General features: G+C 68.3%; 13 protein-coding genes. 3 read left to right on the forward strand and 10 right to left on the reverse strand.

Features of this window, described 5'->3' with window-relative positions:
- Nucleotides 1-69 precede the first annotated feature (69 nt).
- Complete coding sequence (locus tag FN976_RS09035; RefSeq protein ID WP_145892686.1) at nucleotides 70-1,413, forward strand: erythromycin esterase family protein; 1,344 nt, start codon at nucleotides 70-72, stop codon at nucleotides 1,411-1,413.
- A gap of 45 nt (nucleotides 1,414-1,458) precedes the next feature.
- On the opposite strand, the gene FN976_RS09040 is transcribed toward FN976_RS09035, so the two are convergent.
- Genes FN976_RS09040 through FN976_RS09075 form a run of 8 tightly spaced genes read right to left on the reverse strand, consistent with a single transcriptional unit; the run spans nucleotide 1,459 to nucleotide 10,429 of the window.
- Nucleotides 1,459-2,910 carry an N-acyl-D-amino-acid deacylase family protein gene (locus FN976_RS09040; protein WP_145892687.1) on the reverse strand — a complete coding sequence of 484 codons (1,452 nt, stop codon included), beginning with the start codon at nucleotides 2,908-2,910 and terminating at the stop codon, nucleotides 1,459-1,461.
- Entirely contained in the window at nucleotides 2,907-3,818 is a 912-nt protein-coding gene (locus FN976_RS09045; protein ID WP_145892688.1) for a MurR/RpiR family transcriptional regulator, read from the reverse strand. The genes FN976_RS09040 and FN976_RS09045 overlap by 4 nt, the downstream gene beginning before the upstream one ends.
- 14 nt (nucleotides 3,819-3,832) lie before the next feature.
- The gene (locus FN976_RS09050; RefSeq protein ID WP_145892689.1) at nucleotides 3,833-5,116 is read right to left on the reverse strand and encodes an amino acid deaminase; all 1,284 of its coding nucleotides are present in this window, start codon (nucleotides 5,114-5,116) and stop codon (nucleotides 3,833-3,835) included.
- Entirely contained in the window at nucleotides 5,113-6,090 is a 978-nt protein-coding gene (locus tag FN976_RS09055) for an ABC transporter ATP-binding protein (protein WP_145892690.1), read from the reverse strand. The genes FN976_RS09050 and FN976_RS09055 overlap by 4 nt, the downstream gene beginning before the upstream one ends.
- Nucleotides 6,087-7,094, reverse strand: a complete 1,008-nt coding sequence (locus tag FN976_RS09060; protein ID WP_145892691.1) for an ABC transporter ATP-binding protein — start codon at nucleotides 7,092-7,094, stop codon at nucleotides 6,087-6,089. Before FN976_RS09060 ends, FN976_RS09055 begins: the two co-directional genes overlap by 4 nt.
- Nucleotides 7,091-7,930, reverse strand: coding sequence for an ABC transporter permease (locus tag FN976_RS09065; protein WP_145892692.1), 840 nt, complete (start codon nucleotides 7,928-7,930; stop codon nucleotides 7,091-7,093). Before FN976_RS09065 ends, FN976_RS09060 begins: the two co-directional genes overlap by 4 nt.
- Before the next feature lie 4 nt (nucleotides 7,931-7,934).
- A complete protein-coding gene (locus FN976_RS09070) occupies nucleotides 7,935-8,876 on the reverse strand; it encodes an ABC transporter permease (protein ID WP_145892693.1) in 942 nt (313 codons plus the stop codon).
- On the reverse strand, nucleotides 8,873-10,429 hold the full coding sequence (locus FN976_RS09075; RefSeq protein ID WP_145892694.1) for an ABC transporter substrate-binding protein: 1,557 nt from the start codon (nucleotides 10,427-10,429) through the stop codon (nucleotides 8,873-8,875). Before FN976_RS09075 ends, FN976_RS09070 begins: the two co-directional genes overlap by 4 nt.
- Before the next feature lie 149 nt (nucleotides 10,430-10,578).
- Here FN976_RS09075 and FN976_RS09080 point away from each other — a divergent pair, with 149 nt between their 5' ends.
- Nucleotides 10,579-10,968: a RidA family protein gene (locus FN976_RS09080; protein ID WP_145892695.1), complete on the forward strand. Its 390-nt coding sequence runs from the start codon at nucleotides 10,579-10,581 to the stop codon at nucleotides 10,966-10,968.
- Between the two features lie 12 nt (nucleotides 10,969-10,980).
- Here the strand turns inward: FN976_RS09080 and FN976_RS09085 are convergent, their stop codons facing one another.
- Both FN976_RS09085 and FN976_RS09090 read right to left on the reverse strand, forming a co-directional pair.
- A complete protein-coding gene (locus FN976_RS09085; protein WP_145892696.1) occupies nucleotides 10,981-11,622 on the reverse strand; it encodes a DUF1109 domain-containing protein in 642 nt (213 codons plus the stop codon).
- A complete protein-coding gene (locus FN976_RS09090; RefSeq protein ID WP_145892697.1) occupies nucleotides 11,619-12,182 on the reverse strand; it encodes a sigma-70 family RNA polymerase sigma factor in 564 nt (187 codons plus the stop codon). The genes FN976_RS09085 and FN976_RS09090 overlap by 4 nt, the downstream gene beginning before the upstream one ends.
- A 116-nt stretch (nucleotides 12,183-12,298) precedes the next feature.
- Here FN976_RS09090 and FN976_RS09095 point away from each other — a divergent pair, with 116 nt between their 5' ends.
- Complete coding sequence (locus FN976_RS09095) at nucleotides 12,299-13,513, forward strand: ABC transporter substrate-binding protein (protein WP_145892698.1); 1,215 nt, start codon at nucleotides 12,299-12,301, stop codon at nucleotides 13,511-13,513.
- The last annotated feature ends 1 nt before the right edge of the window (nucleotide 13,514 follow it).

Genomic DNA, 13,514 nt, shown 5'->3' on the forward strand with positions numbered 1-13,514 from the left:
GCGCTGGCGCGCACCGACGCACAGCTGGCGGGCGACTGCGTGGAATGCCTGGTGAAGGGCACGACTCCCATGTTCAAGCAACACACAGATGCCGAGCTGGACCGCGCGTTGCAAGCCAGCCTCCGCCCCCTGACCGGCGGACCACGCGACTACGACGGACTGCTGTCACTCATCGGAACCGCCCGCTTCGCGCTGCTGGGCGAAGCCTCGCACGGCACGGCGGAGTTCTACCGCGAGCGCAGCCGCATCACGCAGCGCCTCATCACCGAGAAGGGGTTCACCGCCGTCGCCGTCGAGGCCGATTGGCCTGATGCCTGGCGCGTCAACCGGTATGTGCGGGGCTCGTCCGACGACGGCGATGCGTCGGAGGCGCTCTCCGGCTTCCAGCGCTTCCCCGCCTGGATGTGGCGCAACACCGAGGTGCGCGACTTCGTGGAGTGGCTGCGCGACTACAACCGTGGCCGTGCGCGATCGGAGCAGGTCGGCTTCTACGGCATCGATCTCTACAGCATGTTCACCTCGATCCAGGCGGTGCTCACCTACCTGGATCAGACGGACCCCGAGGGCGCCAGGCGCGCACGCGCGCTCTATGCCTGCTTCGACCATGCGCGGGAAGACAGCCAGATGGACGGCTACCGCGCCGGACTGGGCCTCACGCCCAGCTGCGAGGACGAAGCCACCGCCATGCTGCGCGAGCTGAACGGGCGGGCCGCCAACCTGCCGCCCACGCCCGGCCTGGAGCGTGACGAGACCTTCTTCGCGCAGCAGAACGCCCGGCTGGTGCGCAACGCCGAGGAGTACTACCGCTCGATGTTCGGCAGCCGGGTCTCGTCCTGGAATCTGCGGGACAGCCACATGGTGGAGACGCTGCAGGCGCTGGACAAGCACCTGCGCATGGGTGGCGCTGCGCCACGCATCGCCGTGTGGGCGCACAACTCGCACCTGGGCGACGCGAGCGCCACCGAGATGGGTGACCAGGGCGAATGGAACGTGGGCCAATTGGTCCGCGACCGGTTCCCTGGGGAGGCCACGCTGGTCGGCTTCAGCACGCACCACGGCTGGGTGACGGCGGCCACGGAATGGGACGAGCCGCCGCAGCGCAAGCGCGTGCGGGAAGGCTTGGCTGGCAGTTGGGAGGCGGCCTTCCATCGCGCGGGTGGCGAACGTTGCTGGCTGCCGCTGCGGGGTGAGGCCAGGTCGCGCGAGGTGTTTCTGAAGCGGCGGCTGCAGCGGGCGATCGGGGTGATCTACCGACCAGGGACGGAACGGCAAAGCCACTACTTCCACACCCGGCTGGCCGACCAGTTCGACGCGATGATCCACATCGACGAGACGCATGCGCTGGAGCCGCTGGACAAGGAAGAGCGGTGGGTGACGGGGGAGGCGCCGGAGACTTATCCCTCCGGGATGTGACGCGGCTGCATGGATGCCGGGCCGGGGCCCGGCATGACAGGTTTCCTAGTTCGCTTTGAGCAGCACCCTGCCCGCGCGAGTGGACGTTGCATTGCCGGCGTCGAAACTCAGTGCCCCATTGACGAACACCATCGCCACGCCTTCGCTCTGCTCCAGCGGCTTCTCGTAGGTCGCCACGTCGCGGATCCGCGCGGGATCGAAGACCACGAGATCGGCGAACCAGCCGGCACGCACCTGCCCGCGCTCCTTCAACCGGAAGTTGCGGGCGGACAGGCCCGTCATCTTGTGCACCGCCTGCTCCATGCTGAACAGCTTCTGCTCGCGCCAATAGCGAGCCAGGACACGCGGGAACGCACCCCACAACCGCGGATGCGGATGCCGGTCGTGTGGCAGGCCGTCGGAGCCGATCATGCTGCGCGGGTGCCGGATGACACGCTGCACGTCGTCTTCGTGCATCTGGAAATAGCACGCACCTCCCGGCTTGAGCCGGATGCAGGCCTCGCGCTGCGTGGTCCCCCACTCTTCGGCGATCGAAGCCAGCATCCGGCCCATCATCTCCGGGTGCGGCGCCGACCAGCTCACCATCACATCGATGACTTCATCCACCAGGTCTTCGCGCAGCACCGTGGAGCCGGCCACATAGGGGTAGACGTCCATCGCGATGTCCTGGCGCTCGGCCAGCACGTCGATCAGCGGCAAAGTCTCCTGCGTGCGCCCCCAGTTGGCCGGGCCAGCGCATTTGTGGTGCGAGATGATCAGCGGCACGCCCGCCTCGAAGGCGCAGTCGCTGGCTTCGTGCATGGCATCGAGGATGTCGGCCATCTCGGAGCGCATGTGGGTGGCGTAGACGCCGCCGTGGCGGGCCACCACCTTGGCGAGCTCCGTGACTTCGGAAGCCGGGGCTGGCATCGCCTCGGCATAGAACAGGCCGGAAGACATGCCGATCGCGCCGTCGGCCATGCACCGCTCCAGCAGCTCGCACATGGCCTGCGTCTCTCCCGCCGTGGCGGCCCGGGTGAGATCGTCCATGCACGCCGAGCGCAGCGTGGTGTGGCCGATCAGCGGCGCCACGTTGACGGCGGGCTGCGCCAGCGCGACCGCCTGCGCGTAGGCTTTGACGGAGGCGTACTTGAAGGAGTTGCCCAGCAGCGTCAAGGCGCCTTGCGGCTGGTCCACCACATACGGCGCCACCGAGAGACCGCAGTTGCCCGTGACGACCGTGGTCACGCCCTGCGAGAGCTTGGGGAACATCCCCGGCGCATCGAGAACGATGGCATCGTCGTGCGTGTGCACGTCGATGAAGCCGGGCGCGATGGCGAGGCCGGTGCAGTCGTGCACTTGCACTTCGCTCAGCGAAACTCCAGCGGGCAGGTTCGCGCGCAGCCCGGCACCAACAGCCAGGATGCGGTCGCCCTGCAGCAGCACGTCACCGGCGATCCCAGGTGCGCCGGTGCCGTCCACGATGAAACCGTTCTCCAGCAGGATGGCATTCGTCATTCGGGCGTCCCGGTGGTGCCGTTGGCGGCATCGCCCCAGTCGAGCTTCATGTGGTGCTGCATGTCCACCCCTCGCGTCTCCAGCGTGTGCTGGATCTTGACCAGCCGGTCCACCGCCTTGTCGCCCAGGCGCTGTGCCACCAGCACGGTCAGGATCTCGATCACCGCCAGGTGGGCCAGGTAAGCCTCGGGGCCGACCGGCATCACCGGGTCGGGTGCCACTTCGACCCCCAGCACGATGTGCGCGAGCGACGACAAGGGCGAACCGGGCTGGGTGAGCGCGATCACCGTGGCGCCCTGCGAACGCGCCACGTCCACCGCTTCCAGCAGCGACGGCATGCCGCCCACGTGGGTGATGGCCATCACCACGCCGCCCGGCGGGATGGTGGCGGCGGAGATCAGTTGCAGGTGCGGGTCGAGGTAGCTGTTGGTGGCCAGGCCCATGCGGTACAGGCGAGCCTGCAGGTCCGAGGCCATGAAGTTCGACGTGACGCCCACGCCATAGCAGTCGATGCGCTTGCTCCCGGCGATCGCGTCGGCCGCGGCCTCGACGGCCTTCACGTCGAGCTGGGCCTGCACGTTGTTGATCACCGCGACGGCGCCGCGCGTGACCTTGGCGATCACCTGCACCGCGCCGTCATCGATGCGCACGCGGCGGTTCAGCGGCGAGCCGCCCACCGCCAGCTCCTGCGCCAGCGCCAGCTTGAACTCGCGCAGCCCTGGATAGCCCAGGTCGCGGCAGGTGCGCATGATGGTGGGAACCGAGCTGTTGGCCCGCCGGGCCAGCATCTCGAAAGTTTCGTCCAGCACGCGCTGCGGGTCTTCCAGGATCAGCGCCAGCACGGTGCGCCGCGCCGTCGGGGCGCGGTCCATGATCTCGGCGATTTTTTCGAGGACGCGGGGGGTCATCTGCAAGCAGTCATCTAAAAACAGGTGACGATGGCGTCACGCACGTTGTATTGGTCGTCCACCACGGGCATCCAGCGCCATTTGTCGAAGGTGGTGCAGGGGTGGGAGATGCCGAGCGCGACGAGATCGCCGACGCGCAGGGCCTGGTGTTCGGGGCCGGTGCCGCGCAGGTAGGCGTGCTGGTCGTTGAGGCCGCCGATCGTCCAGTCGGTCGGTGCGGGGGTGAGGTTCTCGCTGCCCGGCTTGACGAACGCGATGGGGAGCGGCAGTTCGAGGTCGTAGGAGATGTCGCGCTTGCCCACGGTCAGGATCGCCAGGCCCGGTTCGGGACAGGACTGCACAGCGGCCCAGACCTCCATGGCCGCGTGCAACCCATGGCCGCAGCCCATGCGCGTGGCCACCGCGTTCATGAAGCGGTGGTAGGTGCCGTGGTCATGCGTCACATAGCAGCCCGAGCGCAGCAACCCCTGGACCGGGCGGGACAGCTGGAGCTTCAGGTGGTCCGCCACCAGGTCGAAGATCGCGGAGCCGCCGGCGGTGAGCAGGATCTCACCGGTTTCGAAGAGTTGCTGCTCATCGCAGGCTTTGGCAATGTCGCGCACGCGCTGCATCAGCGCATCGGCGTACGCCGTGTCCTTGCCGGAATCGCCCGTGGCACCCAGGCCTTCGTAGCATTCGATGCCCACCAGCTTCGTGGCTTTGCCGGAACGCAGGCGCTGTGCCAGCGCCAGAGCCTGCTCGTGTGTTCGGCACCCGGTGCGCCCGCCGTCCAGGCCGAGTTCGAGCAACACCTCGAAGGGCTCCACGCCCTGCTGCGCCACGTGCCAGCCTTCGATCAGTTCCAGCTGGGCCAGCGAGTCCACCAGGAAGGCGATGCGCAAGCCGCCATGCGCCCGCTTCAGGTCGGCGATGCCTTGCAGATCTACTGACCGGAACACCTGGTTGGCGATGAGGCAGCGCTTCGCGCCGGCGGTGACGCCGGCCCGCAGCTGTCCCACGGTGGCGAAGGTCAGGCCCCAGGCGCCCGCGTCCAACTGCTTGCGGAACAGCTGTGGCGACATGGTGGTCTTGCCATGCGGGGCCAGGCCCACACCGCGTCCGGCGGCGAACTCCTGCATCCACTTCAGGTTGCCCGCCAGCGCATCGCGCCGGATCACCGCCACCGGCAGCGGCAGATCGCCCCGCAGCACGTTCCAGCCTTGCGCACCAATCTCCGAGCGGCGCATGGGCTGTGCGTGGTGCGGATAGCCCTTGGACGAAGCGTCGAGCGTGGGGTCGAGGAGGTCTTGAAGGATCATGGGATCGTGGGCAATTCGATGTCGTCGCGGATGCATGCCCTGAAGCGGCCGCCGCCCACGTCGCGCGGCTCGGGCCGGACTTCGGCACAGGCGGGCAATGCGTAAGGGCAGCGCGTGCGGAAGACGCAGCCCGAAGGCGGGTTCACCGGGCTGGGCATGTCGCCCTTCAGCGGCACGTGCACCATCTTCACCATGGGGTCCGGCCGCGGCGACGCGGCCAGCAGCGCATGCGTGTAGGGATGCAGCGGGCGGGCGAAGAGCTGCGCCGTCGGTGCCACCTCCATCACGCGGCCCAGGTACAGGACCACCACGCGGTCGCACAGGTACTCCACGACATCCAGGTCGTGCGAGATGAACAGCATCGTCAGCGACAGCTGGTCGCGCAGGTCGCACAGCAGGTTCACCACCTGCGACTGGATGGAGACGTCCAGCGCCGACAGCGGCTCGTCGGCCACGATGAACTCGGGCTGCACCGACAGCGCCCGCGCCACGCCGATGCGCTGACGCTGGCCGCCGGAGAATTCATGCGGATAGCGGGCGGCGTGCTCCGGCGGCAGGCCCACGAGCTGCAGCAGTTCGGCGATGCGGGCGGCCGTGGCTTCCTTGCCCGGCGAGAGGCCGTGGGTGCGAAGTGCCTCGCCCAGGATGTCGCGGACTCGCATCTTCGGATTCAGGCTGGCGTACGGGTCCTGGAAGATCATCTGCAGCTTGCTGCGCAACGCGCGCATGCGGCTGCCGCTGGCGGTGACGAGGTTCTCGCCGCGGTAGCTCACGCTGCCGGAGGTGCTGTCGATCAGGCGCAGCAGCGCCCGGCCGATCGTGCTCTTGCCGGAACCCGACTCGCCCACCAGGCCCAGCGTCTCGCCGGCCTGGATGCTGAAGGAGACGTCGTCCACCGCGCGCACCTGGCGGGAGGCCGGACCGAAGAATTTCTGGAGGTTGCGGACCTCGATCAGGGGGAGGACGGCGCTCATCGGGTCGCCTCCGGCACCAGGATGCAGCGGGCGCTGCCCGCTTCGCTGGCGCGCAGGGCCGGCATGGCATCGCGGCAGGCGGGCACAGCCTGGTCGCAGCGCGGCTCGAAGGCGCAGCCGGGTGGTGGTGACAGCGGGCTGGAGACCTGGCCGCGGATCGCATACAGCCGTCGCCTTCCTTCCCCCGTGTCGGCCCGCCGGCGCTGCTGTGCCGGCAGGCAGGCCAGCAGGCCTTGCGTGTACGGGTGCTGCGGCCGCGCAAACAAGTCGTTCACAGCAGCCGCTTCCACGATGCGCCCGGCATACATCACGGCCACATCATCCGCGTGATGCGCCACCACCCCCAGGTTGTGCGTGATGAACAGGATGCTCATGCCCGTCTCGGTCTGCAGCCGGCGCATCAGCGCCAGGATCTGCGCCTGGATGGTCACATCCAGCGCCGTGGTGGGCTCGTCGGCGATCAGCAGCGTCGGGTCGCAGGCCATGGCCAGGGCGATCATCACGCGCTGCCGCATGCCGCCGGAAAGCTGGTGCGGGTACTCCCGCAGGCGCTGGGCCGCCGCCGGGATCTCCACCAGCTCCAGCATGCGCAACGCCTGCGCCGTCGCGGCCGCGCCGCTCAGACCCTTGTGCAGGCGAAGCGATTCGGCAATCTGCTCGCCGACGCTGAACACCGGGTTCAGGCTGGTCATCGGCTCCTGGAAGATCATCGCCACCTCGTTGCCGCGGATGGCGCGCATGCGCGGCTCGGGCAGCGTGAGGAGGTCCAGCGTTTCGCCGGCGCGGTTGACGAACAGCGCCTGCCCTTTCACCTGCGTTGCCGCGTCCCGTGGCAACAGCCGCATCAGCGTGAGGCTGGTGACCGACTTGCCGGACCCCGATTCCCCGACGATGGCGGTCGTCTTGCCGGCGCGAATGTCGAAGCTCACGTCGGCCACGGAACGGATCAGCCCTTCGTCGGTGTCGAAGAAGGTGCTGAGGCCGCGGACTTCGAGCCGGTTCACATCGATTTCCTCAGGCGCGGATCCAGCAGGTCGCGGATGCCGTCCCCCAGCAACTGCAGGGAAAGCGCGGTGAGGATGATCGCCAGGCCGGGGAACAACACGATCCACAGCGCCTGATGCGCGTACTGCTGGCTGCCCGCCACCATGGTGCCCCAGGTGGGGATCTCGGGCGGCACGCCGACACCGAGGAACGACAGCGCGGCCTCGGCCAGGATCGCGTAGGCGAAGATGAAGGATGCCTGCACGAAGATGGGCGACAGCAGGTTGGGCAGGATGTGCCGCCAGAGAATGCGAGCGGTCGAGACGCCCACGGCGCGCGCCGCCTCCACGAACAGCAGCTCGCGCACCACCAGCGTGGAGGCGCGCACCACGCGGGCCACGCGCGGCGTGTAGACCAGCACCAGCGCGAACACCACGTTCAGCATCGAAGGGCCCAGGATGCCCACCAGCGCGATGGCGAGAAGGATGTCGGGGAAGGACATCATCGCATCGACCACGCGCGACACCGGCGCGTCGAGCCGGCGGAAGAAGCCGGCCACGAGGCCGATCAGCGTGCCGAACACCGTGGAACCGATGGCGGTGAGCAAGGCGATGGTCAGCGAATAGCGGCCGCCAAACGCGATGCGCGCGAACAGATCGCGGCCCAGTTCGTCGGTGCCGAAGAGGTGCGCGGACGAGGGTTTGGAAAGACGCTCTCGCACTGCCGTTTCGTTCGGGTCGAACCCGGTGAGCCAACCCGCGAACAGCGAGATGAACACGACGACCAGCAACGCGATGGCGGCGCCCAGCACGATCCGGCGGCGGAACAGCTTGCGAAGGATCAGGGGCAGTCGCATGAGCTCAGTACTTCACCCGTGGATCGACCACGGTGTACAGCAAATCGATCAGGAAATTGATCACCACGTAGATCACCGCCACGACCAGCAGCGCGCCCTGGATCACCGGGTAGTCGCGCCGGAGCACCGCACTCACGACCAGGTTGCCCACGCCGGGCAGGCCGAACACGGTCTCAGTGACCACCGCGCCGCCGATCATCAGCGCGACGGTCAGCCCGATCACGGTGACGATGGGGACCAGCGCATTGCGCAGCGCGTGCTTGAGCACCACGCGGTTCTCCGGCAAACCCTTGGCCCGGGCGGTGCGCACGTAGTCTTCCCCCAGCACGTCGAGCATCGAGGCCCGGGTAAAGCGGATGATCAGCGCCGAATTGAGCACCCCCAGGACGGTGCCCGGCAGCACCAGGCAATGCAGCCGCTCGGCCAGCGAAGCGCCGGGCGGCCCATAGCCCGACACGGGAAACCAGCCCAGGGACACCGCGAAGATCTGCATCAGCACCAGCCCGAACCAGAAGCTGGGCACGCTCGCCCCCAGCATCGCGAACCCGGTGAATACCTGGTCAATCCACCTGCCCCGGTACACCGCCGACACGATGCCGCAGGGCACGCCGATCAGCGCCGCGATGGCGATCGCCATCAGCGACAGCAGCGTGGTCGGCTCGGCGCGCTCCCACAGCGCCTGGGTCACCGGCCGCTGCAGGAAGATCGACTCGCCCAGGTTGCCGTGCGCCAGCTCCTTCAGCCACAAACCGAACTGCACCGGCAGCGGCTTGTCCAGGCCGTAGACCTTCTGCACCCGCGCGATGTCCTCCGCCGTCGCCTGGTCCCCGAGCAGCACCGCGATGGGGTCGCCCGATGCCGCGCGCGTGAGGATGAACACCAGCACGGCCACGATGGCCATGACCACCAGCATCCCCCCCAGCCGCGACAACAGATACCGAGTCACCCCTTCAGGCTCGTGTTCCAGAAGAAGGGATAGGTGAAGGGTGTGTAGTTCTGCAGCGAGGGCGCGCGCGCCGACAGGCTGGCGAACTTGCCCACGTTGATGTACGGCACTTCGTCATACACCACCTGCTGCACCTTGCCCCACAGCGGCCCGCGCTTGGCGGGGTTGGGCTCCTGGTTCAGCGCGGAGAGCGCTTCCTGCTTGGCAGGCGAAGTCCACCAGCCGGGCGCGCCATCGCCCAGTTGCGGCGGGGACAGCATCGGCTCGGGAAACTGGCCGGAATGCGTGATGTAGATGTCCCACAGCTTCGGGTCGGCCCGGCGCTGCAGCAGCGTGGCCCACTCGACGACATTCAGCTCCGCCTTGAAGCCGGCGCGCTTGAGCTGCTCGGCCATGATCAGCGCCATGTTGTAGTGGAAGTCGTACTGGCGGCTGGTGAGGATGCGCACCGGCTCGCCCTTGTAGCCGGCCTGGTCGGCCTGGCTCTTGGCCTTCTTGGCGTCGCGCTCGTTGTACAGGTCCGTACCCACCGCCGAATAGAACGGCGTGCCCTTGGGGAAGTGGTTGCCTTCGGCGATGAAAAAGCGCGTGTCGCCGAAGCCGGCGGCGAGCATCTCGCCCTGGCCGATCGCCGTGCGCACCGCTTGGCGCACGGCCTTTTGCGCCATCGAGCCATCCCGCGTGTTGAACACCAGGTAGGGGAAGCCGAAGGACGGCGTCATGATCGGCACCACCTTGTCCTTGGCCTTCTCCAGGCGGCCCAGCGCCTCAATGGGCAGCAGGTCGGCGTAGTGGAACTGGCCCGCCAGCGCGCCTTCGACGCGCGTGTTGGCATTGGGCACCGGCACGAAGCGCAGTTCTTCCACCACCGCCGTGCGCTTGCCGCCGTAGCCACTGGGCGCTTCGCTTCGGGCCGAATAGGCGTCGAAGCGGGTCAGCAGCACGTACTGGTCGGGGCGGCGCTCCTTGAAGCGGTACGGGCCGGTGCCGACGTATTCGCGCAGCGGCGTCGCCAGCGACTCCTTGGCCATGATGCCGGCCATGCCCGAGGCCATGGCCAGTTGCGAAAGCAGCGGCGCATAGGCGTTCTTCATGCTGATGTCGACCTGGTTCGGCCCCTTGGCGGCAATGCTGTCCACCTGCGCGGCCACCGACTTGCCGCGCGGCGACACCTCCATCCAGCGCTTCAGGCTCGCCACCACGTCTTCCGCGTCGAGGTCGCGGCCGCTGTGCAGCTTCACGCCCTTGCGCAGGGTGATGTTGTAGAGCTTGCCGTCGGCCGAGATCTTCGGCATGGACTCGGCCAGCATGGGAACGATGGCCGCCTTCGCGTCGAAGGTGAACAGCGGCTCGTACACGTGCTGCATGATGATGCAGACCAGGTCGGCCGGCGTGGACATGATGTCCAGCGTGGGCGGCTCGGCGACCATGGCGAGGTTCAGCGCCGACTTGCCGGCTTGGGCGTGTGCCGTGCCCAGCCCCGCTCCTGCCGCGCCCAGGGCGGCGAGCGTGGCCAGGGCGGTGCGGCGATGAATGGAAGGTCCACGCGTCATGTGAGCTCCAGAAGTGAAGGTGAATTTCAGCCGTGAAGGATAAATCGGTGATAAACCCCTCTTTTCAGGAAAAACCCGAATGAAATCCTGAAATTCTGAAAATACATTTCAACCTCCCGGCCAAAACTCATCTTTAGAAGGACTTCGTCATGCCTCTGGAACATTTGGGCAACCCGCCCGTGGCCTCCGACCGCCAGCCCCGCCCGTTCTCGCCCGCCGTCCGTGCTGGCGATTTCGTTTACGTCTCGGGCCAAGTGCCAGCCGACGAGAACGGCGAGATCGTGGCCGGCGGGATCGAGGCCCAGACCCGCCAGGTGATGAAGAACCTGAGCACGGTGCTGGCACTGGCCGGCTGCACGCTCGACGATGTGTGCAAGACCACCGTGTGGCTGGAGGACGCCCGCGACTTCGGCAGCTTCAACCGTGTCTACATGAGCTTCTTCGGCGAGAAGAGGCCGGCCCGCTCCACGACCGAGGCGCGGCTGATGGTCGATGCGAAAGTGGAGATCGACGTGGTCGCGTACAAGCCGAAGGCCTGAGCGGGGCTGCTGCTACCAGCGCAGCAGCCACCGGCCCAGGCCGGCCCCCACCATCGAAGGCACGAGCATCCCCACGGCATACCAGAAGGCGAGATAAGGCACCTGCATCTCGGTGCAGGCCAGCGCATAGGCGCAGGCCGCCGCGCCCCCGGCGAACAGTCCGGCCACGGCGCCGGCCGCTGTCAGCCGCGTCGGGGCCAATCCGCGCAGCGCTCGCAAGGCGCACCACATCGCGGGGATCGCCAGCAGCGCGATGAGCACCGGGCACAACCATCCGGCGCTTCCCATCAGGAGGCCCAGGCGGCTTTCCTCCGGTGCCCGGGCCAGTACCGCCAACCCCAGTGCCCAGGCCAGGATGAAAGGCAGCACCACGGCGCCCCAGGCTCGCCCGGGCCGCAGTCCCGGATAGGCGAGGCGATGCAGCACCACGAGGGCGGCAGCCGCCACCACTGCGGGAAAGCCGAGTTTCATCCAGAACATGGGCAGTTGCAGCGCGCCGCGCCAGTCCGCCCTCGGGCCCAGCAGCAGAAGCACGGCCAGGAGCGGGAGCAGGACCGCCGCCCCGAGCGTCAGGCCGAAGCGCCTGCGCACGCCGCGCGGGTCCACCGGCGCCAGATCGTTCGCCAGGGCCAGTGCCAGTTGATCGGTTTTCATTCGCTGCTCCGCGCGCGGGCCATCAGCGCTTTCAACCCGCGATGGACCGTGACCTTCACCGCGGTTTCCGTCATGCCCATCGCCGTGGCCGCTTCGGCCATCGAGGCGCCGTCCACCTTGACGCGATAGAGCGCCTCGCGCTGCCGGGCCGGCAGGTGGGCGGTGAGTGTGCCCAGGTCGCGCCTGGCTTCCAGCGCGTCCAGGTCGGCGCTGGCGAAGAACGCCGCGCCGTCGTCCAGCGGGTCGTGCAGGGCCTCGCGCCTCGAGCGGGCGCGCAGCAGGTCCACCAGCCGGTAGCGGGCGATGGTGTGCACCCAGGCGGTCAGCGGGAGCTCGGTCCGGTAGGTGTGCCGGTGGGTGTGAATCGACAGCAGCGTTTCCTGCACCAGGTCCTCCACGTCGTCGGGCAAGTCGAACAGGCGCTTGCGGAAATAGGCCCGCAGGTGTGCGCCCAGCGCGGACAGGAATGTCCGGTACGCCCGGGCGTCACCCTCCAGCGCTGCCAGCAGCTGGCCGCGCAACCGGGCTTCCGTGGCATTCGCCTGTTCCTGCCAGTCCATTCGTTGGCCATCCGTGGGGGGTTACCGCCGTTGCAAGAAAAACGCGCCATTGTGCCCGGCGTGTAACCGCGCGCAGGCGCGCGCCGAATGACAATCGACGCAACAATCCACCTCCCATGCCCACGTCCACCCTGACCCGCCGACACGCCTTGCGCGCCACCCTGGCCGCGGGCATGCCCCTCCTGCTGCCGGGCCTGGCGCGCGCCGCCACCGATTGGAACGCGGTCACCGCGCGCGCGCGGGGCCAGAAGGTCTTCTTCAACGCCTGGGGCGGCAGCGAACGCACCAATGCGTACCTGCAGTGGGCGGCCGGCGAGGTGTCTCGCCGGTTCGGCATCACGCTCGAGCACGTGAAGGTCACCGACACCGCCGAAGCGGTGAAGCGCGTGCGCAACGAGAAACAGGCCGGCCGCGCCGCGGGCGGCAGTGTCGACATGGTCTGGATCAACGGCGAGAACTTCCTGACGCTGAAGCGCGAAGGCCTGCTGTTCGGCCCGTTTTCCGAGCAGTTGCCCAGCTACCGGTGGGTGGACACGGAAGGCAAGCCGAGCACGAGGATGGATTTCTCCGAGCCGGTCGCCGGCATGGAGGCACCGTGGGGCATGGCGCAGTTCACTTTCTTCGCGGATCGCGCGCGGGTGCCGGAGCCGCCGCGCAGCATGGCCGCGCTGCTGGCTTTCGCGCGCGCTCAGCCGGGCCGCGTGACGTATCCACGCCCGCCCAACTTCCACGGCACCACCTTCCTCAAGCAGGCATTGCTGGAGGCCACGCCGGACCGCGCGCCGCTCTACCAGGCGTTCACGCCGGCGGCGATGGAACGCGTCACCGCGCCGTTGTGGACCTACCTCGATGCGCTGCGGCCCCATTTGTGGCGCGCGGGGCGGCAGCATCCGCAGAACGCCGCCGCCATCCGGCAGATGATGGCGGACGGCGAACTGCAGATCGCGCTGACCTTCAACCCCAATGAAGCCGCCAACGAGATCGCCGCGCGCCGCCTCCCGGCCACGGTGTTCAGCTGGCAGAACGAGAATGGCGCCGTGGGCAACACGCACTTCCTCGCCATCCCCGCGAACGCGAATGCGCCCGATGCCGCGCAGGTGGTCATCGACTTCATGCTGTCGCCGCTCGCGCAGGCGCGCAAGGCCGACATCGCGGTGTGGGGCGACGGCACCGTGCTGGCCGTGGACAAGCTGCCGCCGGCCGAACGTGAACTCTTCACTGTCCAGCGCTCGCCGGGCCAGGTGGAAAAGCCGGCCCCCGTGCTGCTGGAGCCGCACGGCAGCTGGGTCGATCCGCTGGAGCGCGAGTGGTTGCGGCGCTACGGCACCTGAG

The sequence above is a fragment of the Caenimonas sedimenti genome, assembly GCF_007833165.1.
In the GTDB taxonomy this organism is placed as follows: Bacteria; Pseudomonadota; Gammaproteobacteria; order Burkholderiales; family Burkholderiaceae_C; genus Ramlibacter; species Ramlibacter sedimenti.

Coding starts and splice junctions, on each gene's coding strand:
- FN976_RS09035 (WP_145892686.1), top strand. CDS start 70: ATGTTCAAGCAACACACAGATGCCGAGCTGGACCGCGCGTTGCAAGCC.
- FN976_RS09040 (WP_145892687.1), bottom strand. CDS start 2,910: ATGACGAATGCCATCCTGCTGGAGAACGGTTTCATCGTGGACGGCACC.
- FN976_RS09045 (WP_145892688.1), bottom strand. CDS start 3,818: ATGACCCCCCGCGTCCTCGAAAAAATCGCCGAGATCATGGACCGCGCC.
- FN976_RS09050 (WP_145892689.1), bottom strand. CDS start 5,116: ATGATCCTTCAAGACCTCCTCGACCCCACGCTCGACGCTTCGTCCAAG.
- FN976_RS09055 (WP_145892690.1), bottom strand. CDS start 6,090: ATGAGCGCCGTCCTCCCCCTGATCGAGGTCCGCAACCTCCAGAAATTC.
- FN976_RS09065 (WP_145892692.1), bottom strand. CDS start 7,930: ATGCGACTGCCCCTGATCCTTCGCAAGCTGTTCCGCCGCCGGATCGTG.
- FN976_RS09075 (WP_145892694.1), bottom strand. CDS start 10,429: ATGACGCGTGGACCTTCCATTCATCGCCGCACCGCCCTGGCCACGCTC.
- FN976_RS09080 (WP_145892695.1), top strand. CDS start 10,579: ATGCCTCTGGAACATTTGGGCAACCCGCCCGTGGCCTCCGACCGCCAG.
- FN976_RS09085 (WP_145892696.1), bottom strand. CDS start 11,622: ATGAAAACCGATCAACTGGCACTGGCCCTGGCGAACGATCTGGCGCCG.
- FN976_RS09090 (WP_145892697.1), bottom strand. CDS start 12,182: ATGGACTGGCAGGAACAGGCGAATGCCACGGAAGCCCGGTTGCGCGGC.
- FN976_RS09095 (WP_145892698.1), top strand. CDS start 12,299: ATGCCCACGTCCACCCTGACCCGCCGACACGCCTTGCGCGCCACCCTG.